Consider the following 24,008-nt stretch of genomic DNA (forward strand, 5'->3'; position numbering starts at 1 on the left):
TGTGTCCTTATAAGCCTGCGCCGAATGCCAACCACGGATCGGGCTGGCGCCCATCGGTCTCTTGCATGCGGTGTTCGCAATCTTGCAAATGATGATGCATGGCATCCAGGGCGGCGTCGCGCTGGCGGGCTGCCAGTAAATCCAGAATATGCCGGTGCTCGACATACGAACAGGTTTGCTCGGCCGGCGTGTCGTGATGCGCGATGATGATGGTGCTGCGTGCGCACAGGCTATGCATCAGCTCGGTCAGCACATCGTTGCCGGCCACGGCTGCCATGCGCACATGGAAGGCATTGGACAAGCGTATCCAGCTTACGCGATCGCCATGTTCGAAAGCCGCCTTCTCGTGCTCGACCATGGCATACAAGGGTTCAAGATGGGCGTCCAGATCGGGCATGCTTAATAATTTATCCACCACCACGCATTCGATGGCGCGGCGCAGCTCGAAAACATCTTGCGTCTCCTTGCGGTCGGGCCGCCAGACAAACGCCCCACGATGGGGTTGCAGGGTCACGATCTTGTCGTGGGCCAGCCGCGCCAAGGCGCCCCGCACGGTGGCCCGCGAGCACAGGAATATCCGGCACAACCGGGCTTCGGTCAGTTTTGCACCGGGCATCAGCCGCCTATCCATCACGGCATCGAAAATCTCGTTGTACACGCGATCGATATCCGTATCGGTATCGTGCCCGTTCAGCAGCGACGAGGGACGAGGCGCAATGATTTCTGATGAAGCTGGAGGACGCTGCAGGTGTAGCATGGCGAAGTCATCAAGTGAGTGGCCCGCTTGACAATAAACATGCTGGGCCAGAGAATCGTCAACATAAATTGTTAACAATCCAAGCCTAACGCTAACGCGGAGACAAATCAATGGGGAAACTCTCTACCCATGTCCTGGATACTATGCACGGCGTACCGGCAAACGACGTACTGATAGAGCTGTATGCCGTAGACGAAAACTCGCGCAGCCTGAAAGCCTCTGTGCGCAGCAACGCCGACGGGCGCTGCCCCGGCCCCTTGCTGGAGGGCGAGGCGCTGCAGCGCGGCACTTACGAACTGGTCTTCCATGCCGGCGACTATTTCGCGGCACGCGGCGTGGCTCTGCCAGAGCCGCGGTTTGTCGATAAGGTCAGTGTCTGCTTTGGCGTTGCACAGGCTGACGAGAACTACCATGTCCCCCTCCTGGTCAGCCCCTGGGCCTGGTCCACTTACCGTGGCAGCTAAGGGGCGCTGGGCATGACAGCTTATGCAATGGAGTTTGGCAACCTGCTGCTGCGTTGGCTGCACGTGATCGCCGCCATCGCCTGGATAGGCGAATCCATTTATTTCGTGATGCTGGACAACAGCCTTCGGCCGCCGCGCCATGCTTCTGCAAAAAGCAGCGGCGTATACGGAGAAATGTGGGCCGTACATGGCGGCGGCTTCTATCACAACCAAAAATACCTGACCAGCCCACCGCAATTGCCCGCCGACTTGCACTGGTCGTTCTGGAAAGCCTATTCCACCTGGCTGTCAGGCTTTGCGCTGTTCAGCATTATGTATTTGATCAAGCCCGAGTTCTATCTGGTAAACCCGGGCAGCGATTGGGCATGGGTTGCGGCGCTGGATGGTTGGCAAGCCAGTGCGCTTGCCGTTGCCCTGCTCGCAATAGGCTGGATCGTCTACGACCAGCTATGCCGCCGGATCAGCCCCAACATGGAAAGAGACGGCGTCCTGAGCTTGGCGGTGGCCGTGATGATGGTTGCACTGGCTTGGCTTAGCACCGAGCTGTTCCAGGGCCGGGCTGCCTTTCTGATTACCGGCGCCGTCATGGCCACCTGCATGTCGGCCAATGTGTTCTTCTGGATTATCCCCGGGCAGCGGCGTATGGTGGCGGCCCTGAAGGCCGGCACGGCACCCGATCCATTGGACGGCAAGCGCGGCAAGCAACGCTCGGTACACAACACCTACTTCACCTTGCCGGTGGTGTTCCTGATGTTGAGCAACCACTACTCGTTTACCTACACCAGCCCGCATGCCTGGGTGATCATGGCCTTGTTCATCTTTGCCGGGGCGCTGATACGCCAGTATTTTGTATTGCGCCACAGCGGCATCCATCAGCCGGCGTATCCGCTGGCCGGGGTGGCACTGCTGGCGCTTGCCGCCTGGCTGGCCCAGCCTGGCGGCATCGCGCCGGCGTCAGGTTCGGCGGCGCGGGCCGACGGCGCATCGATGGCCGACGCTGGCACGGCACTGGCAAGCAAGGAGGCAGACATGCAAATCGTGCGAGCCATCGTGCAGGCGCGCTGCGTTCAATGCCATGCCGAGCAACCCACCCAGGCCGGCTTCCCCACCGCGCCGTTGGGCATTTCGCTGACCAGCGATGCACAACTTGCGCTGCATGCCGCCCAGATCAAGCAAACCGTGGCCAGCAAATACATGCCGCTGGGCAATCTTACCGGCATGACAGAAGACGAACGCGCCGTCATTGCTGCCTGGCAACTGCCCTAGCCTATACACAGAAAGCCCACCGTGCGACCGTGCGGAAAGGCCAATGGACCGCTGTCGGAGATCTGCACCATGGATGCACTAAATGGGCGAGCTAGATGTAAAGGAAAATCCTTCTGAATTTCCCGTTGAGATTCCGGAAGGCTATAACGGGAAACGATTGGTACGAGGGTCAAATTTCGGCCAAGAGCGGCCGCTTGGTGCTGCGATCTGCTCTCCTCCTGGAGGGGGACTTGCCCTCCTCCCTCTTGTCAGCACGCAACTGTCGCCGCCGACGTCCAAAGAGAGCATAGTAAAATCGCCACTACCAAATATAAGGAAGGTTTGTGCCCGATCCTACTCGTCCGTTTCTCGTGGTCTACGTGGCGTGGCACCCCGGTTTTGACCAAGGGCCCATGATCGCGGAAGCGATTCGCGGCCACTTCCGGCGTGAGCTGTATGAGAACGTCGCGGGCGGAGCGGGTCTCAGCGTCATTTTTCGCTCATTACCGCCTCCGGGAGGTGCGGTGCCGCTCGAAATTGACGTTAACGAGGCGCACACGACGACCATCGTCATCCTGGCCGACAACGTACTTGCTGCAGACCCTCAGTGGGTCGCATACGCACGCAAGCTCGGAGAACAAGCTGAGGCGGCTGGGCTGCACGTTAGGACATTTCCAGCGTCTGTAGACCGAGCGGTTCTCGCGCCGCTTAACATGACGGAGCAGGCACTGCGATGGGACTTGTGGGACGGCGACTCGGCAACGCGTACTAAGCGGCTCCTCAGCGAACTGACCTATGAGTTCTGCCGAATGCTTCGGCACTTCCTAGAGCACCTGCAGCGGCCTGATGAGGATGAGGCCGCACTTGAGGCGTATCTCCGAAAAGTTCAGATCTTCCTGAGCCACTCAAAGCATGACGATACGGGCGAGCGAACTGCCAGGCTGATACGGGATCGCCTCCAGGCTGGGCACGGCCTCGCAAGCTTCTTCGACGTACATGATATCCCGGCCGGGTTACGCTTTCACAAGGTATTGCTGTTACAGGTTCGGGTTAGCGCGATGGTTGCAGTACATACCGATACCTACTCGTCCCGGGAGTGGTGCCGTAAAGAAATCATCGAGGCGAAGCGCCATAACGTTCCTCTGGTCGTCGCAGACTGCATCAGCGATCTCGATGAGCGCGGGTTCCCGTATATGGGTAACGTTCCAGTGGTCCGCCTCGATCCCGAAGGGCCAGATCGAATCGACGTGGTGATCGCTCGGCTTCTTGACGAGGTTCTGAAAGACTTTCTCTGGCGCTGTCGGATCGCCATCTCGACCGAGGCTGCGGGTCCCGCAGTCGTCTTCATCCCGAGACCGCCCGAACTAATCACGTTGGCTACGCTGCCTTCCGAGGCCGATGTGCCCGCCCCAATCATCGTCTATCCCGATCCACCCCTGAGCAAGGAGGAGGAGCGCCTCTTTTTCGAGATCGCGCCACGCGTTCAGCTTCGCAGTCTGACGGAGTGGCTATCGGGGGCCGTGCGATGAGCTATCAAGAAGCTTTACGGGAACACGTGATCGCGATCTCCGCGTCGGAGAGCCCTGACATGGCCTACCTCGGACTAAGCGCAGAGCACTTGTGGGACGCGATGACAGAGCTTGCGCGACATCTCCTCGCGCTTGGCGCACGGCTCAGCTACGGTGGCGATCTTCGAAAGGGTGGTTTCAGCGAGCTTCTCTTCGAGCTCGTACAGCGGCATAGACGAGATGTTGTCGACGAAGACTCGCCAGTGGGCATATCCAACTTCTTGGCATGGCCCGTGCACCTTCGTATGCCGTTTGCAGACGTGAATCGAGTTGCGGACGATCTGGCGGGCATTGCCGAACTTGTTTGCCTCGATGAGAAAGGCGTGCGCATGTCCCTGCCGCTTCGTCATCAGGTCCAGGAACGAGAGCCTTCCGCTGCAGAATGGGCCGACGGCCTTACTGCAATGCGGCACACTGTTCAAACCGAAAGTCACGCACGCATCGTCCTGGGTGGACGTGTCGAGAGCTTCAAGGGTTCGATGCCCGGTATTGCCGAGGAATCCCTCCTCTCGCTTAATTTGGGCGCTCCGCTGTTCGTGCTCGGAGGCTTTGGTGGGTGCGCCCGTGATATCGCTGAGACATTGGGGTTGGTGGCCCCATGGGCGTCTTCTAACCGAGATTGGGCCGAGCGTGCACATTTTTCTCAGTTTGGCCCTGATAGCCTCAAGAACGGCCTCACCGAAGTTGAGAACCGAATCCTGGCCAAGACTCCCCACATCGACCAGGCAATCATTTTGATCTTGAAGGGCCTCATGAACATTGACAATTAGATACAATTAGCGCTATGGTTTCCACACGTCCATTGACGGCGTAAGGGAGAGTACATGGCGCAAGACACCAAGAACGTCTTCATTTCCCACATCCATGAAGATGATGCGGGCCTCGGGAAACTAAAATCGCTCCTCGAAAAGAATGGCTTGACCATCCGCGACTCCTCGATCAACTCCTCCAACCCAAACAACGCAAGGGATCCAGACTATATCAAGTCGTCAATCCTCGCACCGCAAATTGACTGGGCTGGAACGCTGCTTGTTTATGTTTCTCCTAACACCAAAGACAGCGAGTGGGTGAATTGGGAAATCGAATATGCAGCTAAGAATGACAAGCGCATCATCGGCGTTTGGGAACATGGAACAAAAGACTGTGAGCTTCCTTCTGCGCTAGAGGAATATGCCGACGCAGTGGTCGGGTGGCACGGCAATTCAATCATTGATGCCATCAATGGCAAAGACAGTTGGGAAAAGCCCGATGGGGGGCCTTGCGATCCAATGTCAATTAAGCGTCACCGCTGCTGAGGTGGTGCTTGAGACTGTATTCATACGTAGTCCGCTACGACAGCGGCTTTGCTCCAAATCCATTTGGCGGTTACTGCACGCTCGCCACCTGCAAGCCGCCAATTCGTAGAAGCGCTGCAATTGGTGACTGGGTGGTTGGTTGCGGCAGTAACGACAGGACTGTGCGCCGAGGTGGGTATCTGGTCTACGCGATGCGCGTCACCGAAGCATTGGACTTTCGAGCGTATAGCGCTGACCCTAGATTCGCCAAAAAGATTCCGTACCGCCGGGGCAGTAGAAAACAGAGTTGCGGAGACAACATCTATTTTCGCAACGCTGATGATTCCGAATGGTTTCAGCGGGATTCATTTCACAGCCACGAGGACGGAAGCCTTCATCCTCAGCATGTGAACCGTGACACCGGTGTCGACCGCGTTCTAGTCAGCGAGGACTATGTCTATTTCGGTGGGTATGGCCCAGCAATTCCAGAGTATCTACGTGATTTTCACGGTTTGGACCTTTGCAAGTCAGGCAGAGGTGTCTCTGCCTTTCGCGATCCGGACCTTATTACCCAGTTTGTCCATTGGATACGTTCCCTCGGCGTAAGCGGCTATCAGTCCGCGCCGTTTGAATGGAGAATGCTTCGTGGCTAAAGACACAGATTACCCTAGCGGCTCAGTCGTCCTAACGAAATATGCGGCTGATGTGCTCCCTACAGATATCCTGCAGCCAGATGACATCAATCGCGCACTGATGGGCCTCTACGGCGAAGTTGGCGGGATCATGTCGTCGGCCAAGAAACACGTCAGGGAGGGCGACGCGTACCCAGGATTCAGGCGAGCGGCCGAAGAAGAGTTTGGCGATACTCTATGGTACTTCAATGCAGTGTGTAGACGGGCCAATGCACCTCTAGAGCAGATCTTTGCAGAGGCTGCGACCGGACCCTCATTCGCGACGACTTGTGCGGCCAGCGGTGCTACGCCAGGTAGTGTGGCCCACGTCGCGACTCCAATCGACGCCGGGCACATTGACGAGTCCTTGTTTAATCTAGGCTTACGCGCTGCCGAACTACTACGACAGCCTCAAAGGTTGCGGGATGAAGGACGGCCAAAGCTTGTTGAGTTTGCCCGCACCTACCTCAGGGCGCTTCATTCCTCCAACCTAGTATTCGCGGACGTTGTACGGAGAAATATATCGAAGACGCGTGGTGCATTCATCGAACCGAACCCGAATGAGCTTCCAACTTTCGATGATGAATTCAATGAGGAGGAACGCCTGCCGAATGATTTCAGAATAAGGATAAGCCAAAGGAATGCCGGTAGAAGTTACCTCCAATGGAATGACGTCTTCATAGGGGACCCTCTGACCGACAATGTTGGCGATCCCGATGGCTATCGCTTTCATGATGTTTTTCACTTGGCACATGCAGCCATACTTCATTGGTCGCCGGTGTTTCGAGCCTTAATAAAGCAAAAACGTAAGAGCAAGGGTCGCTTCGATGAGGAGCAAGACAGTGGCCGTGCAATCGTTGTAGAGGAAGGTTTGACCGCGTGGATTTTCATGAGGGCCAAGGAGCTCAACTATTTCGAAGGTCAGAAAAAAGTGTCTTTCGACATTCTGAAGACGATCGAGGAATTCACGTCCGGCTATGAAGTTTCTCGATGCCCAGTGAAGTTGTGGGAGCGAGCTATACTCGATGGTTATGCGGTGTTTCGCCAAATCCGTGACGCCAAGGGTGGCTGGGTTATTGGAAACCGTACAACAAGAACGATTTGTTTTGAGCCCCTATGATTGAAGCCAAACTCCATGCATTTGTTGAGCAAGTTGCGGCTGAGCAATTCGAACACTGCTTCAATCCATATGCTGACAGGTGCCCTGTTCACGATTCTGAAGATGCCCCAACAGAGAGGGCAAATACCCTTTCTCGGTTGATCCAGCGCGCTGAAGCCTGCGAGGTCGATGCCATCTGGATAGGTCGTGATCTTGGTTATCGGGGTGGGCGCCGTACGGGGCTGGCGCTTACGGACGATGTTCACATAGCCCCGCATCTCGCAAGATGGGGGCTGATGGCTAAGAGGCCAACTGTCGGTGCAGCAGTAGCCGAGCGTACCGCGGCTGTGATCTGGCAGATGCTGAGTCAGACGCAGTCAAACGTCTTCTTGTGGAACGTATTTCCGCTTCATCCTCATGAGCCTGGCAACCCGTTCAGCAATCGTCAACACAACGCTTTGGAACGGCGGTTCGGGGAGGAGGCTCTTGCCGCTCTCATTGGGCTTCTGCGTCCTAAACGCATTGTTTGCATCGGCAACAATGCATACGACGCGCTTGGCCGGTTCCAAGGCGCGATTCCGACCGTAGCCGTTCGGCATCCCAGTTACGGTGGCCAAAAACAGTTCGTTGCGCAAATCAGTGCGCTCTATGGGATCGAGGCGCGCGGCCAACGCACGCTCTTGTAGGCTGCGGGATGGGCTATTGTCTGTCTATTGCCCTTGTTGGCAAAGGCCTACTCCCGCTTCAGCCGAGCGGCCGTTCAGGGTCGAAATCGGACGATCACTGGTGATTGGCCTCGCTGGTGGGCCAGCTGTTCGGCTGCGGGTGAATCAGTCCCATCGACATCCACCTTTACCGAGCTCAATTAGCCTCTCGAACTTGTCCGAGCTGCGCGATGGATGATGAGCGACGATTACAGATGCCTCGCTCGCAGTAGCGGATGGCCCTCCAGTCGCGAAACGACTTGACTATGTACCTAGGGACGACGTATCGATCGCACAGACCTGGGCGGCTGCGTCCGGATGTGAAAGCACATCCTCGACCGTCCCAGCTGCCTTCTCGCAGGTCGCGAAGATCATGCGTAGGGCTGCCTGCGCCTCATGGGGCCCCGCTTCCAGCCCAATCTGTGCATGAATGGAAACGGTGCGTAGCGCCGACTCATATTCATCCAGAGCGATCAGTAGCGGCACGACCACTCCTCCAGCAGCTTTATCATCGCGTGCATTATCCACTCCAGCTAAATAGCGGTGAAATCCGGTTCGCCGCTGTGTACCTTACCCTTGACGCCTCCCCGTATGCGCGTGATATCGAATTCTGGCCACTGAGTTAGTGGACGCGGGAGACGGCGTTGCGAGGGCTTGGACTGTAAGGACGACAGCCTTGTTGCTAGCCACAGGCTAAAGGATTTGGAGTGCGGAGGAAATGAGGGTTAGCACCCGCGTAGGTCGCTAGAGAGGTGCTATCAACTCCATTAGCAATTAATGTCGACGGGATGCAATACACAAAGAAACTCGATCGTTAGCTACGCTTGAATGGCAGCAGCACGTCCGCATCAGCACTGGGCCAGCTGCCTATGTTTTGAGAATAGATGCCTGGCAAAAGAGCGGTTGGAACGCTTGCTAACGGACATTTGAAGCCCGCTCTAGCGTAGGCAGGGCCCAACCTACAATGAGGACACCAGCGTCGACATCACAGTGGTCTGGCTGGAGGGTCTAGCCAACCAAGCCGGCGCGGCACGCGAGGAAAGGGGACCGGGCTGGCCACCGCGCAGGACCAGCGCCCGCCCTCGTCAAAGACTTGCAAAGGCGCGGCAGCGGCCACGCGGCCCAGCCGGCGCAGCCTTGCAGCAGTATCAGCGTGAGGGTTATCAGTGAGCTTGTAGGCATGAAGACATCCAAAAACAAACCGCAATCGCCCCCCTGGGGACGTTGCGGCTTATCTTGGATGGCTTGGGCCTGCTGCGCCAGACCGAGTTGTACGGACGGAAAGTTTTGTCGTCCAGGCCCCGGTCCGGGCTGACTTCGCGCTACTTCTTCATCATTGCGCTGGCTTGCGTGGCGGCGGTTTTCAGCGCCGTCACGGCGGGCTGGTTGCCGCTAAGGGCGGCTTGCAACGTTTGCTGAAACATGGCCCGGATTTCCGGATAATTGTCTATGCGAAAGCCACGACTGTTGGCTGCAGGCGCGGCCTGATTGACCGCAACCAGTTGCTTCCACTCGCCCAGGTTCTTGTAGTAGCCGTCTTGGGTCTGCTCGAAAGCCTGCTTGGTCAAGGGCAAGAAGCCGGTTTCCTGATACCACTTCGAGGCGCGTTGAGGCTGTGCCAAAAAGGACAGGAAACGCGCGCTGGCGGCGTCGCTATCCTTGGAGTGACCGGCGGTTACCCACAAGGCCGATCCACCTACAAAAGGATTGCCCGGCTTGTCGGTAACCTGTGGGTAATACGGCAGGCCGCTGATCGCGAAATCAAGTTTTTTATCGTTCTTGAACCAGCCCAGGTTGCCCGAAGTGGACAGCAACACGGCGCATTCGCCCCTGGCAAAACGCTGGCCGGCCACGGAGTCGAACTCTGGCTTGACCATGAGCTCGCTGCGCACCCAACTGATCATCAGCGACAAATGCCGGATGTACATCACGTCGAACATGAAGGCCGGCTTGCCCTTGCCGGTCAGGCCGTTGCCCTGGCTGGCATACAGTTGGTTATTGACGGCGGCCAGGTTCTCCAGGTTGATGGACACGGGCTGGTCGGTGGTCAAGGGGCAGCGGCGCGATCCATTGTTGGCCAGCGTTACCAATTGGTCCTGCAGGCCGTTCCAGGCACGCTGGGGCACCGTGGGTTTCAGGTTCGCTTTCTTGAAAGCGTCCAGGTTGTAGAACATCACCGGCACATCGACCATATACGGAAACGCCACCAGGCGTCCCTTGCTGTCGCGCGCAAAGGTATTGCGCTCGGACAGGAACCACTTGGCATCCTTGATCGGGTGGTGGGCCAGCAATGCATGCAAGGGCTGGATATACGAGCGCCCCGCAATTTCTTCGGGTGAGCGGTCGTCGTCCAGTTGCACCAAATGCGGGCGGTCGTCGCGCTTCTTTGCTGCGGCCAGCGCCGCCTCGATGGCCTCTTCGGACTCGAAGGACTTGAGCTTTACCTTGACGTCTTTTTGATCCTTGTTGAAATCATCAACCAGGTCTTCGAACACTTCAGCGTTATAGGAACTTAGCGAATGCCAGATCCGTACTTCAGTGGCAGCCGTAGCGGCCAGGGACGACAGCAGCAGACCGCCCGCCGTCATCCACGCAAGCTTGCGTGCCGACACGCCGACGCCGCAATAGCGATTTGATTTCATAGAAATTAGCCCAGAAAAGGAAATTCGACATCAGGCCGGCGGCCGCAAATCAAGTCTGCCAGCGCGCGTCCGGAGCCCGCGCCCATGGTCCAGCCCAGTGTGCCGTGGCCGGTGTTCAGGTAAAGGTTTTGAATTCGGGTCCCGCCGATAAGCGGAACATTGGACGGCGTTGTAGGACGCAGCCCAGACCAGTAGCGTACATTATCAAAATCAAGGGCGCTTGGGAACAACTCTCGGGCCTGTTGGGCCATATATTCGCAACGGATTGTATTCAGGCCTCGGGAATAGCCGGATAGCTCGGCAGTGCCGGCCATGCGCAACTGATTGCCCAGTCGGGTATAGACGACCTTGTGGGCGCTGTCGGTCAAGCTTACCGTAGGTGCTGCGGTCGGGTCGACGATATCAAACGTGGCCGAATAACCCTTGGCGGGGTAAACATGGCAGGGAACGCCCAGCGGGGTCACCAGTTGCGGCGTGAATGAACCCAGCGCCGCCACGTAGACATCCGCCTTCAGCGTTTCGTAAAGCCCGTCAGGGCCGATAAGTTCGGCCGCCTGTATGCGACCGCCTGCAGAAATCAGCCGGCTGACGCGGGTGGAAAAGCGAAACTCCACGCCCGCCGCCTTGGCTTTCTCAGCCAGCGCGGTGGTAAACAAATAAATATCGCCGGTTTCGTCTTCAGCGGTGTAGTCGCCCCCCACAATATGGTGGCGCGACGCCGCCAAGGCCGGTTCAATCTGTACGACTTCGTCGGTGCTGACAATGCGCCTGTCCACCCCGAAATCGCGCATGACGCCCGCCATGCGTTGAGAGTCTTCGAACTCGGCCTGGTCGCGGTAAAAGTTCAGGATGCCGCGCTCGAGATGATGGTATTGAATACCCAGTTCGGTACGCATCTGTCGCAGGGTGCGGCGGCTGTATTCGGACATGCGCACCATGGCGCGTATGTTGGGCGCCAGCCGGCCCGGCATGCATTCGCGCAGGAACAGCATGCCCCACCACCATTGCTTGGGATCGAGCTGCGGCCGGAACAACAGCGGCGAGTTCTCTTTGAACAGCCAGCGGGCCAGCTTCAGCGGCGCTTGCGGATTGGCCCAGGGTTCGGAATACGACACGGAAATCTGGCAGCCGTTGGCGCGGCTGGTCTCTTGTGCGGGGCCGGTTTGCCGGTCAACAACCACGACGTCGTGCCCGGCCTGGCGCAACCACCATGCTGTAGAGGTGCCGATAATACCGCTGCCAAGTACCGCAATCTTCATTGTCGTTTCCTTTAACCGCTATAAGGTATCGGCCTCGGTCGTGAACGCATCAGCAAAGAAGTCGTCCTCCGGCAGGCCGGCCAACTGGATGAAATCGCGCCTCGCGCTTTCCACCATGATGGGCGCGCCGCAGGCATAGACTTGATGGCCGGACAGATCGGGATAGTCTTGCAGCACGGCCTGATGAACAAACCCGGTACGGCCTGTCCAGCCGTCACCCGATTGCGCATCCGACACGACCGGCACATAGCTGAAGCCGGGCAACTGCTGTTCCCATTCGCGCGCCGTATCGTGCTGATAAAGGTCGGCCGGCCGGCGACCGCCCCAATAAAGCACTGCCTTGCGCGGATCTTTGTTGGCAATCATGCGTTCGACGATGGCCTTGATGGGCGCAAACCCCGTCCCGCTGGCCAGCAAAACGATGGGCTTGTCGCCCTCTTCGCGCAGGAAAAACGAGCCGAACGGCCCTTCCACGCGCAGGATCTCGCGCACTTTCATTTGCGTTTCGCCGGCTCCGAAGACGTGATCGGTGAAGGCGCCCCCCGGGGTATGGCGGATGTGCAGCTCTACCAGATTGTTGTCCGCTGGCGGTGTTGCCATGGAATAACTGCGGCGGCGGCCGTCACGCAGGATGAATTCCAGATACTGGCCGGCGTAATACCGGAAAGGATCGGCGGCGGGCAACTGCAGCTTCACGATCATGACGTCGGGAGCCGCCTGGTGCAACTCCATGACGCGCGAGGGCATCTTGCGGATCTGGATATCCGTCGCCATGCGGATTTCGTGCGCCTCGATCAACATATCCGAGCTGGGCCGCGCCTGGCAGAACAAGGTATAGCCCTGTTCCAAGTCTTCCGGAGAGAGAATCTGGGCAGGCGCAGCACCGGCGTCGAACTCGCCCGCCAGCACTTTGCCCTTGCAGGTGGAACAAGCGCCATTACGGCAGCTATAGGGCAGCACGATACCGGCCGCCAGCGCGCCATCCAGCACGGTTTGCCCATCTTGAACCTCAAACTCATGATTGCTGGGTTGAACGATAACCTTGAAACTCATAGCACCTGACTTAAAGTAATAGTGAGATAAAGCCGACCATTTTAGACGCACCCGGCCATCAGGCCGGTGCGAGCACGGGCTGCTTGACCTTGACCGACAAGGCCTTGCCTTTGCGGGCGCGCTTGCCTATGTACTCTGCCAGCTCGTCCGGCCCCAGGGCCACTGTGGTGCTCTTGTTGCGATAGACGCCCGTAGCCAGTATGCCGTCCGGGCCGACGGGCACCCATTGATCCAGGGCATCGCCATCGTCCAGGCCCATCAGGATGGTACCGCGCCCCCCGCCGGACAGCTTCTTGATTTCGGACAGCTCTACAAGAAGGAAGCGTCCTTTACGGGCCAACATGGCCAGGTATTGGTCGGTCGCACGCATGCGCAGCGGCTTCATCAGCACGTCGCCCTGCTCCAGCGACACGAATTGTTTACCGGCACGCTGGCGGGTGGTCAGATCCTTGAAGGTCGCCATGAAGCCGTAACCTGACTGGGTTCCTATCATATAGCGCTGCTGGGCCGGCCCGGCGATCATGTGCACTATCCGTGCCCCAGGCTCGGTCTCTATCATGGACGTAATAGGCTGACCATCGCCGCGAGCCGAAGGCAGGCTGGCTACCGCTACGGTATAGACACGGCCGGTATTGGAAAAAGCCACCAGATCGTCAGTGCTCTGGCATTCGATGACGTCATAAGCCGCGTCGCCGCTCTTGAAATTGAACTGCGCGGGGTCGTGGCCATGCCCTTGCCGGGATCGTAGCCACCCTTTTGCCGAAATAATGACCGTGACGGGTTCCTGGACCACCTTGGTTTCCAGCACCGCCCGCTCTGCCACTTCGATCAAGGTACGCCTGTCGTCGCCATACTGCTTCGCATCGGCCTCGATCTCGCGGATCATCAAGCGCTTGAAGGCGCCTGGGTTGTCCAGCAGCTCGCGCAATTGTTCCTGTTCTTGCTTCTGGGCGGCCAGCTCTTTTTCGATCTTGAACCCTTCCAGCCTGGCCAATTGGCGCAAGCGCATTTCCAGGATGTCTTCTGCTTGCCGCTCGGACAGATCGAAGCGTTCCATCAATGCCGCACGCGGTTCGTCCGCCTCGCGTATGGTCTGGATGACCTCGTCGACGTTCAAATAGACGACCATGCGCCCTTCGAGCACATGGATGCGGTCCGTTACCTTGTCCAGGCGGAACTGGGTGCGCCGCGTCATGGTGTGCGCACGGAAGCCCAGCCAATCCACCAGCACCTGGCGCAGGCCCCGCTGGCCCGGCCGACCATCCGTGCCTATGCAGACCAGATTCATGGACACGCTGGTTTCCATGCTGGTCTGGGCCAGCAAGGTGTTGACGAATTCGTCCCGGGGAATGCGACTGGTCTTGGGCTCGAACACCAGGCGCACCGCGGCATCTTTGCCCGATTCGTCCCGGACGGTGTCCAGCAAGCCCAGAAGCAGCGCCCGGGTTTGCTGTTGCTCGGCGGTCAGGCTTTTCTTGCCGGCCTTCACCTTCGGATTGGTACGGTCTTCGATTTCTTCCAGGATCCGCTGGGTCGACGTGCCGGGCGGCAGTTCAGTGATCACCAACTGCCACTGGCCGCGCGCCATCTCTTCGAACTCCCAACGGGCACGTGCCTTGATGGAGCCACGTCCGCTGGCATAGACATGGGCAATGTCTTCCGGCGAGGAAATGATCTGGCCGCCGCCTGCAAAGTCCGGCCCGGGCACGATCTCGTACAGCTCTTCATCGGGCAGCTTGGGGTTGCGGATCAGGGCCACGCAGGCACGCGCGATCTCGCGCAAATTGTGCGAGGCGATCTCGGTCGCCATGCCCACGGCGATCCCGGATGCCCCATTAAGCAGCATGACGGGCAAGCGCGCAGGCAGCAGCAGCGGCTCGCGCTGACTACCGTCATAGTTGGCGACGAAATCCACCGTGCCTTCATCCAGCTCGTCCAGCAAAATGCGGGCAAACGGCGTCAAACGCGCCTCGGTATAACGCATGGCCGCCGCATTGTCGCCGTCGCGCGAACCAAAGTTGCCGTGGCCATCTACCAGTGGGTAGCGCAAGCTGAAGCTTTGCGCCATGCGCACCATGGCATCGTAGGCGGCCTGGTCGCCATGCGGGTGATATTTGCCCAATACATCGCCCACCACACGGGCAGACTTCACGGGCTTGGCGCCAGCGGCCAGCCCCATGGCCTGCATCGCATACAAAATGCGGCGCTGCACCGGCTTCTGGCCGTCAGTGACATCGGGCAAGGCTCGGCCCCGCACTACCGATACCGCGTAATCCAGATAGGCCTGTTCGGCATAGTGGCCCAGGGTAATGGCGTCGCCCCCCTGTCCATCATCGAACAAACCGGCTTGTGTACTATCCATTTGTTTTTCTCGAACTTGCGTTTAAACGTCTACTTCGGCGAGATTGCCTTTTTCTTCGAGCCAGCTGCGCCGCTGCGCGGATTCGCCCTTGCCCATCAGCATGTCGAACATCTGCGTGGTCGCCTCCACCCCCAGGGCTCCATAGCTGATCGGCATCAGGCGCCGCGTGTCCGGGTTCATGGTGGTGTCCCATAACTGCTCCGCACTCATTTCGCCCAGGCCCTTGAAGCGGCTGATGCTCCACGATCCTTCGCGTACGCCTTCCTTGCGCAGCTTGTCCTGGACGGCTTCCAGCTCGCCCTGGTCCAGGCAATAAACCTTGCGTGCCGGCCGCTTCCCGGCCGCGGGCACGTCGACGCGAAACAGCGGCGGCCTGGCGACAAACACGTGGCCCGCCTCGACCAGTTTCGGAAAATGGCGGAAGAACAAGGTCAGCAGCAGCACCTGTATGTGCGAACCGTCCACATCGGCATCCGACAATATGCAGACGCGGCCGTAACGCAGGCCGGACAGGTCCACGGTGTCGGTGGGCCCGTGCGGATCCACTCCTATCGCCACGGCAATGTCGTGGATCTCGTTATTGGCAAAGAGCCGGTCTCTATCGACTTCCCACGAGTTAAGCACCTTGCCCCGTAGCGGCAAGATGGCCTGGAATTCTTTGTCGCGTCCCATCTTGGCCGATCCGCCGGCCGAATCGCCTTCGACCAGGAAAATCTCGGTGCGCGAAGCATCGCTGGATTCGCAATCGGTAAGCTTGCCCGGCAACACCGCCACCCCGGAACTCTTGCGCTTTTCCACTTTCTGGGACGAGCGGGCACGGGCTTGCGCCTGACGGATGGCGATCTCGGCAAGCTTGCGGCCGTAGTCCACGTTGGCGTGCAGCCAGAGATCCAGAGCGTTCCTGACGAATCCGCCGACCAGGCGCACGGCGTCGCGGCTATTGAGCCTTTCCTTGATTTGTCCCTGAAACTGCGGATCGAGCACTTTTGCCGACAACACAAAACTGGCACGGGCAAATACGTCTTCGGGTAGCAACTTTACGCCCTTGGGCACGAGGGAATGCAGCTCGGCAAAGGTTTTGACCGCCGTGAACAGGCCGTCGCGCAATCCAGCCTCATGGGTACCGCCGGCCGTTGTCGAAATGAGATTGACATAGGACTCGCGCACGACGGCGCCGTCAGCCGTCCAGACCACCACCCACTGCGCGCCCTCGCCCAACGCAAACGACTCGTCGTCGTCCGCCGCATACTGCTTGCCTTCAAACGCGGGAACAATACGTTCGGCGTCGCCCAGCGCCTCATCCAGATAACCGCGCAAGCCCTCTTCATACTGCCATTCGCGGGTTTCTCCGGTTTTCTCGACAATCAGGCTGACTTTGGTCCCATTGAGCAATACGGCCTTGCTGCGCAACGCGTGGACCAACTCGGGCATCGGTATGGTGGCCGTATCGAAATACTTGGGGTCGGGCCAGACACGCACCCGGGTACCGGTCTTGCGGCGCCCCACGGGTTCCAGCTCTTGCAAGGGCGTCAATACATCGCCGTTGGCGAAAATCAGCTCATGAGTGGCGCCGTCGCGCCATACGCGCACTTCAAGGCGGGTCGACAAAGCGTTGGTCACCGACACGCCCACGCCATGCAGGCCGCCCGAAAACGCATAGGCGCCGCCGGCCTTCTTGTCGAACTTTCCGCCGGCGTGCAAGCGCGTGAACACCAGCTCGACCACCGGCGCATGTTCGTCCGGGTGCATGCCCACGGGGATACCGCGTCCGTCGTCCTCGATGGATACGCTGCCATCAGTGTGCAAGGTAAGCTTGATGTGTTTGCCAAAGCCCGCCAGGGCCTCGTCGGCGGCATTGTCGATAACCTCCTGCAGGATGTGCAGTGGATTGTCAGTTCGGGTATACATGCCGGGCCGTTGACGGACCGGTTCAAGTCCCTTCAATACCCGGATTGAAGCTTCGTCGTAGCGTGGTATTGCCAATGTCGTTCCAAGTTCTTGCTGAAAAAGTTGCGCTATTTTACGGAAACTGCCGGGTAGGGCACGCAATCGGTGGTCTCTATACAGTATGCGCGCGTCGCCGACAGTGGTATGCTTGTCGAAATCCGGCAACGTCTGCACACCACTAATAGAATACATGGTGTGGGCTGCATGCCTTCTCGTATGCCTTTCTGATTCCCGCAGCTTCTTTTTCTTTTTATCATGAGCGAATCCATCAAACACGTGAGCGATGCCTCATTCGAGGCCGACGTCATTCAATCCGACGTCCCCGTCCTGGTCGACTACTGGGCCCCCTGGTGCGGCCCCTGCAAAATGATTGCGCCCCTACTCGAGGACGCCGCCAAGCAGTATGAAGGCCGTGTTATCATCGCCAAGGTCAACGTCGACGAAAACCCCGATACGGCAGCCAAGTACGGCATCCGCGGCATACCCACCCTTATGCTGTTCAAGAACGGCGCAGCCGCAGCCACCAAAGTGGGCGCATTGTCCAAATCGCAACTGGGCTCCTTTCTCGACGAATCCCTTTAACACCGACTTTTCCGCGCGAGCCCCCTCTGGGCTCGCCGCCTGGCAAATACCCCCTCTCCTCACATGCACCTCACAGAATTAAAAACGCAGCACGTCTCGAAGCTGCTGGAAATGGCCGCCGCGCTCGAAATCGACAACGCCGGCCGCCTGCGCAAACAAGAACTGATGTTCGCCATCATGAAGCGGCACGCCAAACAAGGCGAGCAGATCTTCGGCGACGGCGTACTTGAAGTGCTTCCCGACGGCTTCGGCTTCCTGCGTTCGCCCGACACCTCGTATCTGGCGAGCACCGACGATATCTACATATCGCCCTCGCAGATCCGACGTTTCAATCTGCATACCGGCGACTCCATCGAAGGAGAGGTCCGCACGCCGAAGGATGGCGAGCGTTACTTTGCGCTGGTCAAGGTGGATAAAGTCAATGGCATGCAACCGGAAGCGATCAAGCACCGGATCATGTTCGAAAACCTCACGCCGCTGCACCCCGATGAGGTCATGACGCTCGAGCGCGACATCAAAAGCGAAGAAAACATCACCGGACGCATCCTGGACATTTTTGCCCCCATAGGCAAAGGCCAGCGCGCCCTTATCGTCGCCAGCCCGAAATCCGGTAAAACCGTCATGATGCAGCACATGGCACACGCCATCAGCGCCAATTATCCTGACGCCATCATGATCGTGCTGCTGGTGGACGAGCGCCCTGAAGAAGTCACCGAAATGCAACGCACGGTGCGCGGCGAAGTCGTCGCATCGACCTTCGACGAACCCGCCACCCGCCATGTGCAGGTGGCCGAGATGGTCATCGAGAAAGCCAAGCGCCTGGTCGAACTTAAAAAAGACGTCGTCATCCTGCTCGATTCCATCACCCGTCTGGCTCGTGCCTACAACACCGTTGTGCCCGCCTCCGGCAAGGTACTTACCGGTGGTGTCGATGCCAATGCCCTGCAGCGCCCCAAGCGCTTCTTCGGCGCGGCGCGCAATGTGGAAGAAGGCGGTTCGCTGACCATCATCGGCACAGCGCTGGTCGAGACCGGCAGCCGCATGGACGAAGTCATCTACGAAGAATTCAAAGGCACCGGCAACTCCGAGGTTCACCTCGAACGCCGCCTCGCCGAAAAGCGGGTCTATCCGTCAATCAACCTGAACAAATCGGGTACGCGGCGCGAAGAACTGCTCATCAAACCAGAGCTTCTACAAAAGATCTGGGTGCTTCGCAAGTTCATACACGACATGGACGAAATCGAAGCCATGGAGTTCATCATGGACAAGATCCGGGCAACGAAGAACAACTCCGAATTCTTCGACATGATGAAGAAGTAAGCGGATAAGCACACCTGTAAGCCTCTCGCCCGAGAGGCTTACTTGCGATGTGCGCCCGCATTGCGTGCGCAGACCCGCTGCATCGCCAAGAGCTTACATTTTTCAATCTTCGCTGAGTCTTGCTTACTCAGTACTACAACAGAGCATTCCTTGATGAACCTACCAACACTAGATCAGTTTCTTGACCAAATCCGCGCGCGCGACCCGCATCAGCCCGAGTTCATGCAGGCAGTCAAAGAAGTGATGAATAGTTTGTGGCCCTTCATTGAACGCAATCCCCGCTATGCCGCTCACGGCATACTGGAACGACTGGTAGAGCCCGAAAGAGCCTTCCAGTTTCGCATTTCCTGGGTCGATGACCAGGGACGCGTCCAGGTCAACCGCGGCTTCCGCATCCAGCACAGCTCGGCGATAGGCCCTTACAAGGGCGGTATGCGTTTTCACCCTTCGGTCAATTTGTCCATACTGAAATTTCTGGCCTTTGAACAGACCTTCAAGAACGCCTTGACGACCTTGCCCATGGGCGGCGGCAAAGGCGGCTCGGACTTCGACCCCAAAGGCAAGTCGGACGGTGAGGTCATGCGCTTCTGCCAGGCGCTCATCGCCGAACTCTACCGCCACCTGGGGCCGGACACCGATGTGCCGGCTGGCGACATTGGTGTCGGCGCCCGTGAAGTCGGATTCATGACGGGCATGATGAAGAAGTTGTCCAACTCGTCGGCCAGCGTGTTCACCGGCAAGGGGCTGACCTACGGCGGCAGCCTGATCCGTCCCGAGGCCACCGGCTATGGCACGGTTTACTTTGCCGAAGAAATGCTCAAGCACGCCCGCCAGTCCATCGAAGGCCTGACGGTATCGGTGTCCGGGTCCGGCAATGTGGCGCAATACGCCATCGAAAAATGCATGCAGTTGGGCGCGCGTGTGGTCACGGTATCCGACTCGCACGGCACCGTCGTCGACAAGGCCGGCTTCACGCCGGAAAAGCTGGCCGAACTGATACGCCTGAAGAACGAAGAGCGTGGCCGGGTCGAAACTTATGCCAACAAGTTCAAGCTGGACTACCAGGCCGGCAAACGTCCCTGGCATGTGCCCGTGGACGTGGCCCTGCCCTGCGCCACGCAAAACGAGCTGGAGTTGGAAGACGCACAAACTCTCATCAAGAACGGCGTGCGCTGTGTCGCAGAAGGCGCCAACATGCCCACCAGCCTGGCGGCCGTCGATGCCTTTGTGCAGGCGCGCATTCTGTATGCGCCGGGCAAGGCCAGCAATGCCGGCGGCGTGGCGGTGTCGGGCCTGGAAATGAGCCAGAATGCGCAGCGCCTGCACTGGACGCGCGATCAGGTTGACAATAAGCTGCACGCCATCATGCGCGACATCCACGACAACTGCGTGCTGCACGGCGCGGAAGGCAAGACGGTCAACTACGTCAACGGCGCCAACATTGCCGGTTTCGTGAAAGTGGCCGACGCCATGCTGCACCAGGGCGTTTATTGATGCGTCAAGGCTTTGGACGCGGGTGAGACTTCTTCTATTTGGGGGTCGTCCCACGTTCCGCTGACGCGGTATTCCACTGTCATGGCTTTGGCCAGTGGCTGCTGTAGCAGCCACTGCGTCAGGAAAGCGCCCACCCCCACGATAGGGTTGATCGCAATACCGGCCGCAATGGCAGCGCCGCTGACATCCAGGTTCGGGATGACCACCGCCCGAAGATCCACGGTCTCGTGGATCAGATTAGACTTGCCCCCGATCACGATGGTGCCCACCGGACCGGTCACGCGATAGTTGTCCGTTGTGGTCACGCCCTTGGACACGGCTATGGTGCCTTTCAAGTTGTCATAGGGGTAGCCTTCCTTGGCCAGCCCGGCCGGCTTGAATTCCAGCTTGGCCAGGCGCTTTACCGATTGCAGCGACAAGAGCTCCAGCAGGCGCGCGGAACCCGAATTGGGCGTCGAGAACCTGCCGTCCTGCAAGGCGATTTCCACCTGCCCTTCAAGATCGGCCTTGCTGAAGGTCCAGGGCAAGTTGCGCCACTCTATGTTTCCTTTCAAGGTACCCGAACCACCTTTGGTCATGTCCTTGAAACCGGCTTCATCCAGGTAAGCACCCAGATCGTGCACCTGCGCTTCGGCGTCCAGCGTCAGGCCACGCTGCGGGCCGCTCAGGCGCCAGGTTCCGGTTCCGCTCAGCACAGCGGCGGGGCTGGAAAGCGTCAATTGATCCAGGCGCCATAAGTGTCCGCGCGCCTGATTGACCCCCACGACCGACAGCTCCCCGACCTCATGCCCATAAAGCCTAAGCTTCTTGACATGCAGGTTGACGCCGGGAATATCCAGGTCATCCGTAAACTGCATGGCCGGGTCGCTGTCGGACGAGGCTGGCGTACTGGCTTCAGCGCCCAGCGATAGCCTGTCGAAGTTCGCGTCTACCCTGCCCGCAATTCGGCCCTTAGATTCGCGCCAGAACAGCGTGCCTGCGGTCTGCGAAGAACTGATATCGACCCGCCATTGGGCAGGCTGCGGCTGACGGGCGGTAAAGGTCAGTTGGTCCAGATCGACGCCCCATACCCGTGCCTGTCCCGCTTGCAAGCGGACTTGGCTCACATCAGGCAAGATTGCCGGCTTGCCTGGCGCAGCGTCGTTTGCAGCAATTTCTGAAAACCCATCAAGGACGGCATCCCAGGCATCCAGATCGATGTCGGGATACTGAATGTCCAGACTCAAGCCTTGCGCAGGCAGTTTCGCAGGCTGATTCAGCCCGATGGCCCCCGCCTGAAAAAAGCTTGCTGACTTTCGACCCGGGCGATGCACCAGGCTGGCGCGCAGCGCGTCGTCCAGGCTGGCTTCGAAGCGCATGGCTTTGGCGTCCGCCTGTGGCTTCCAGGATAGCCGCAGCTTGCGGGCGCTATCAGGCGCTTTCCCCACCGGTGCGGGGAAGTCCAGGCCCAGCCCTTTCAGATCAGACTCGGCCGACAGCGAAAAGCCGCCGCTCTTGTCGCGCTGCAGCGTCGCCCTGTAGGGCAATTGCCCCGAAAGCCGGCTCATGCCGGGCAGGCCGACATAGGCGTTCAGTGCGCCAGCATCGGCTCGACCGCGCATCGTCAAGCCTTTGGTTCCCACGCCCACGCCGCCTTCCATATTCAGCGGTCCCCCCAGCAACTGCCCGCTTAAACCCGTAGCCTCGATATGATTGTCGGTAAAGGCGAGCACGCCTTTTACCTTCGTGAATTCTGGCATACCGGGCGCAAGCCTGACAGTACTGCCGGCAAACTCGATGGCCCCCTTCACGGTGGTGTCTTCGGGGCGCGCCAGCGGTATGGTCAGTGACAAGGGCACCTGCCACATTCCGTCGGCACTACTTTGCGCGAAGATGCCGTCAAGCAGGTCGCCCAACGGCGAATGACTCATCAAGGCAAGATAAGCTTCGGCCCGGGCCGACGTCAGCCCGTCGATCTCCAGGATGGACTCCATCTCGATATCGGGAATGTCGGCGCGCACCTCGTGCAAACGTATGGGCATGTCAGGCGTGGGCAGCATCAAAGCCTCATCCGCCGTTACCCGCAAGCTGGATCGATGCATGGCGACCGTACCGCGCATGTCTGTCAGGCGCGGCCAGCCCAGAGAGCCATCGTCTGGCGGCAGATAGTCGATCACCCCGCCCGAGTACCGCCCCTGCAAGGAAAAATCGCCGGCGGTCGGATGCTCTCCGAACGGAAAGTGCATCAGGTCGCCTCGCACGGCGACCGTGGCGTCGGCAATCTCGCCGTCCATCAGGCTGGCAGCCATCCACTCGCGCGCGTCCAGATCAACGGTGCTTGGCAAGTAGTCATCAATGGCGTCCACCGTGGCGCGCCGAAAAACGCCTTGGACGTCGACCATTCCCGCTACGCCCGATCCGCCCTCCTTCCAATTCCCTTGAAAGGCGGCGTCCATATCGAGATTAACCACAGCCAGGCGCGCTGACCGCAATGCCAGGGCGCCGTCATCCTCGTGCCCCACGCTGCCATCCGCATCGATAAGATCAAATGACAAGGTGTGCTGGAATAGTTCGGGAGCCTCGACCGTCAGATGCTTCGCAGCCAGACTGAAAGCCAGGCCCGGATCCGGATTACCGGCGGCCAGTTTGCCGTAAGCGCTACCGGGGCCGTCCAGATAAAGACGGAAGGAGCCAACGCTGGCGGCGACCTGCTCTGGAAACTCCCAGCGGGCATCAGCCACATGCGCATCCAGCACTACCCGGGCAAGCGAACCGGATTGGAACTCAAGCCAGGACTGCATGGAGACCTGACCGGATTGCAGCCCGGGGGGCAAGGGCAGCCATGGGTCCCACGCCAGCGGGGCCATGTTGGGCATACGCACATACAAGCGGCCCTCCGCGGAGCGCAGGCGCGAGCTGCTCGCCGCCTCTGCGCCGTCCGTCCGAATATGGCCACGCGCTTCCAGTTGGTCGCCCAGGCCGGCAGGCGGCGTTGCTATCAATGAAAAGTCGTGATTGCCGGACCGGCCGGTAACTGTCAGCGTAACGCCCTCCAACACCAGGGGCGGCGCCTGGCGCAAGGCATCGGTCCAGCGTACCGTGGCATCGCGCAACACAATATGCCGTTGAGCCGCCAGCCAGATCAGGAAGCCATCGCCGCGGTCCGCAGGCTGTTGCGCTGCCTCGGCCAGATCGATCGGTAGGCCCATCAGCCGCCACTGGTCGTTCGCATCGCGGCTCACGTCCAAGGTCATCCCGCGCACACTGAGGCTGAGAAACTGCGGCGAAAGCGAGAACAGGCTGCGCCAGCTAAGGCGGGCATCCACTTGGGGCACTTCCAGCACTGCCGGCTGGCCGGGACGGGCCAGTTGGACATTGCGCAGACGCAGGCTGGGGTTCAGGCCCTTCCATTCGGCCTGTATGGCACCCAGGGTGACATCGAGGTCGAGACGGGACGATAGTTGCGCGGCGATTTGAGGACGCCACTGGTCGATATTGGGCAAAACCAGATAGCGGACGCCCAGCACCAGCAGGGCCAGCGCAAAATACGCGGCCAGTGCGATCTTCAAGAGTCGGCACCCCTTATAC

At 59.2% G+C, this 24,008-nt stretch carries 19 protein-coding genes; 11 read left to right on the forward strand and 8 right to left on the reverse strand.

Translation table 11 applies throughout. The features are described from left to right. Positions 1-7: 7 nt before the first annotated feature. Positions 8-757: a GntR family transcriptional regulator gene (locus tag CKA81_RS06865; RefSeq protein WP_128354632.1), complete on the reverse strand. Its 750-nt coding sequence runs from the start codon at positions 755-757 to the stop codon at positions 8-10. Positions 758-867: 110 nt separating this feature from the next. Here CKA81_RS06865 and uraH point away from each other — a divergent pair, with 110 nt between their 5' ends. The 8 genes from uraH to CKA81_RS06905 all read left to right on the forward strand — a co-directional run bounded on the left by uraH (position 868) and on the right by CKA81_RS06905 (position 7,764). Continuing rightward, positions 868-1,221 carry a hydroxyisourate hydrolase gene (gene uraH, locus CKA81_RS06870; protein ID WP_128354633.1) on the forward strand — a complete coding sequence of 118 codons (354 nt, stop codon included), beginning with the start codon at positions 868-870 and terminating at the stop codon, positions 1,219-1,221. A 12-nt stretch (positions 1,222-1,233) separates the two neighbouring features. Further along, the gene (locus CKA81_RS06875; protein ID WP_128354634.1) at positions 1,234-2,487 is read left to right on the forward strand and encodes a urate hydroxylase PuuD; all 1,254 of its coding nucleotides are present in this window, start codon (positions 1,234-1,236) and stop codon (positions 2,485-2,487) included. Positions 2,488-2,810: 323 nt separating this feature from the next. Beyond that, positions 2,811-3,995, forward strand: coding sequence for a toll/interleukin-1 receptor domain-containing protein (locus CKA81_RS06880; RefSeq protein WP_164878361.1), 1,185 nt, complete (start codon positions 2,811-2,813; stop codon positions 3,993-3,995). Then, on the forward strand, positions 3,992-4,804 hold the full coding sequence (locus CKA81_RS06885) for a hypothetical protein (RefSeq protein WP_164878362.1): 813 nt from the start codon (positions 3,992-3,994) through the stop codon (positions 4,802-4,804). Before CKA81_RS06880 ends, CKA81_RS06885 begins: the two co-directional genes overlap by 4 nt. A 54-nt stretch (positions 4,805-4,858) precedes the next feature. Further along, positions 4,859-5,329: a TIR domain-containing protein gene (locus tag CKA81_RS06890; protein ID WP_128354635.1), complete on the forward strand. Its 471-nt coding sequence runs from the start codon at positions 4,859-4,861 to the stop codon at positions 5,327-5,329. Positions 5,330-5,337: 8 nt separating this feature from the next. Continuing rightward, positions 5,338-5,961, forward strand: coding sequence for an Nmad2 family putative nucleotide modification protein (locus CKA81_RS06895; protein ID WP_128354636.1), 624 nt, complete (start codon positions 5,338-5,340; stop codon positions 5,959-5,961). Next, positions 5,954-7,099 carry a nucleoside triphosphate pyrophosphohydrolase family protein gene (locus CKA81_RS06900; protein ID WP_128354637.1) on the forward strand — a complete coding sequence of 382 codons (1,146 nt, stop codon included), beginning with the start codon at positions 5,954-5,956 and terminating at the stop codon, positions 7,097-7,099. The genes CKA81_RS06895 and CKA81_RS06900 overlap by 8 nt, the downstream gene beginning before the upstream one ends. Continuing rightward, positions 7,096-7,764 carry a uracil-DNA glycosylase gene (locus CKA81_RS06905; protein WP_128354638.1) on the forward strand — a complete coding sequence of 223 codons (669 nt, stop codon included), beginning with the start codon at positions 7,096-7,098 and terminating at the stop codon, positions 7,762-7,764. Before CKA81_RS06900 ends, CKA81_RS06905 begins: the two co-directional genes overlap by 4 nt. Positions 7,765-8,046: 282 nt before the next feature. Here the strand turns inward: CKA81_RS06905 and CKA81_RS06910 are convergent, their stop codons facing one another. The 6 genes from CKA81_RS06910 to CKA81_RS06935 form a co-directional block, all read right to left on the reverse strand. Further along, on the reverse strand, positions 8,047-8,268 hold the full coding sequence (locus tag CKA81_RS06910) for a hypothetical protein (RefSeq protein WP_128354639.1): 222 nt from the start codon (positions 8,266-8,268) through the stop codon (positions 8,047-8,049). A gap of 836 nt (positions 8,269-9,104) precedes the next feature. Next, positions 9,105-10,424 carry an extracellular solute-binding protein gene (locus tag CKA81_RS06915; RefSeq protein ID WP_128354640.1) on the reverse strand — a complete coding sequence of 440 codons (1,320 nt, stop codon included), beginning with the start codon at positions 10,422-10,424 and terminating at the stop codon, positions 9,105-9,107. 5 nt (positions 10,425-10,429) lie between these two features. Next, positions 10,430-11,683 carry a D-amino acid dehydrogenase gene (locus CKA81_RS06920; protein WP_128354641.1) on the reverse strand — a complete coding sequence of 418 codons (1,254 nt, stop codon included), beginning with the start codon at positions 11,681-11,683 and terminating at the stop codon, positions 10,430-10,432. An 18-nt stretch (positions 11,684-11,701) separates the two neighbouring features. Further along, a complete protein-coding gene (locus CKA81_RS06925; RefSeq protein ID WP_128354642.1) occupies positions 11,702-12,736 on the reverse strand; it encodes a CDP-6-deoxy-delta-3,4-glucoseen reductase in 1,035 nt (344 codons plus the stop codon). Positions 12,737-12,794: 58 nt separating this feature from the next. Beyond that, on the reverse strand, positions 12,795-15,098 hold the full coding sequence (gene parC, locus CKA81_RS06930) for a DNA topoisomerase IV subunit A (RefSeq protein WP_128354643.1): 2,304 nt from the start codon (positions 15,096-15,098) through the stop codon (positions 12,795-12,797). 21 nt (positions 15,099-15,119) lie between these two features. Next, entirely contained in the window at positions 15,120-17,081 is a 1,962-nt protein-coding gene (locus CKA81_RS06935; protein ID WP_228255840.1) for a DNA topoisomerase IV subunit B, read from the reverse strand. Positions 17,082-17,300: 219 nt separating this feature from the next. On the opposite strand from CKA81_RS06935, the gene trxA reads away from it, so the two are divergent. The 3 genes from trxA (at position 17,301) to gdhA (ending at position 20,441) form a co-directional block, all read left to right on the forward strand. Next, entirely contained in the window at positions 17,301-17,627 is a 327-nt protein-coding gene (trxA, locus tag CKA81_RS06940; protein WP_128354645.1) for a thioredoxin TrxA, read from the forward strand. 63 nt (positions 17,628-17,690) lie between these two features. Next, complete coding sequence (rho, locus tag CKA81_RS06945) at positions 17,691-18,947, forward strand: transcription termination factor Rho (protein WP_128354646.1); 1,257 nt, start codon at positions 17,691-17,693, stop codon at positions 18,945-18,947. A gap of 153 nt (positions 18,948-19,100) precedes the next feature. Then, entirely contained in the window at positions 19,101-20,441 is a 1,341-nt protein-coding gene (gene gdhA, locus CKA81_RS06950; RefSeq protein WP_128354647.1) for an NADP-specific glutamate dehydrogenase, read from the forward strand. Here the strand turns inward: gdhA and CKA81_RS06955 are convergent. Next, positions 20,435-23,989, reverse strand: coding sequence for a YhdP family protein (locus CKA81_RS06955; RefSeq protein ID WP_164878363.1), 3,555 nt, complete (start codon positions 23,987-23,989; stop codon positions 20,435-20,437). The genes gdhA and CKA81_RS06955 overlap by 7 nt on opposite strands. Positions 23,990-24,008: the final 19 nt, after the last annotated feature.

Origin of the sequence: Pollutimonas thiosulfatoxidans (genome assembly GCF_004022565.1) — a bacterium.
GTDB classification, from domain to species: Bacteria; Pseudomonadota; Gammaproteobacteria; order Burkholderiales; family Burkholderiaceae_B; genus Pusillimonas_D; species Pusillimonas_D thiosulfatoxidans.

Bases quoted from the DNA above. Each gene is read 5' to 3' on its own strand.
- CKA81_RS06865 (WP_128354632.1), bottom strand. From the start codon at position 757: ATGCTACACCTGCAGCGTCCTCCAGCTTCATCAGAAATCATTGCGCCT.
- uraH (WP_128354633.1), top strand. From the start codon at position 868: ATGGGGAAACTCTCTACCCATGTCCTGGATACTATGCACGGCGTACCG.
- CKA81_RS06875 (WP_128354634.1), top strand. From the start codon at position 1,234: ATGACAGCTTATGCAATGGAGTTTGGCAACCTGCTGCTGCGTTGGCTG.
- CKA81_RS06885 (WP_164878362.1), top strand. From the start codon at position 3,992: ATGAGCTATCAAGAAGCTTTACGGGAACACGTGATCGCGATCTCCGCG.
- CKA81_RS06890 (WP_128354635.1), top strand. From the start codon at position 4,859: ATGGCGCAAGACACCAAGAACGTCTTCATTTCCCACATCCATGAAGAT.
- CKA81_RS06905 (WP_128354638.1), top strand. From the start codon at position 7,096: ATGATTGAAGCCAAACTCCATGCATTTGTTGAGCAAGTTGCGGCTGAG.
- CKA81_RS06915 (WP_128354640.1), bottom strand. From the start codon at position 10,424: ATGAAATCAAATCGCTATTGCGGCGTCGGCGTGTCGGCACGCAAGCTT.
- CKA81_RS06920 (WP_128354641.1), bottom strand. From the start codon at position 11,683: ATGAAGATTGCGGTACTTGGCAGCGGTATTATCGGCACCTCTACAGCA.
- CKA81_RS06925 (WP_128354642.1), bottom strand. From the start codon at position 12,736: ATGAGTTTCAAGGTTATCGTTCAACCCAGCAATCATGAGTTTGAGGTT.
- parC (WP_128354643.1), bottom strand. From the start codon at position 15,098: ATGGATAGTACACAAGCCGGTTTGTTCGATGATGGACAGGGGGGCGAC.
- trxA (WP_128354645.1), top strand. From the start codon at position 17,301: ATGAGCGAATCCATCAAACACGTGAGCGATGCCTCATTCGAGGCCGAC.
- rho (WP_128354646.1), top strand. From the start codon at position 17,691: ATGCACCTCACAGAATTAAAAACGCAGCACGTCTCGAAGCTGCTGGAA.
- gdhA (WP_128354647.1), top strand. From the start codon at position 19,101: ATGAACCTACCAACACTAGATCAGTTTCTTGACCAAATCCGCGCGCGC.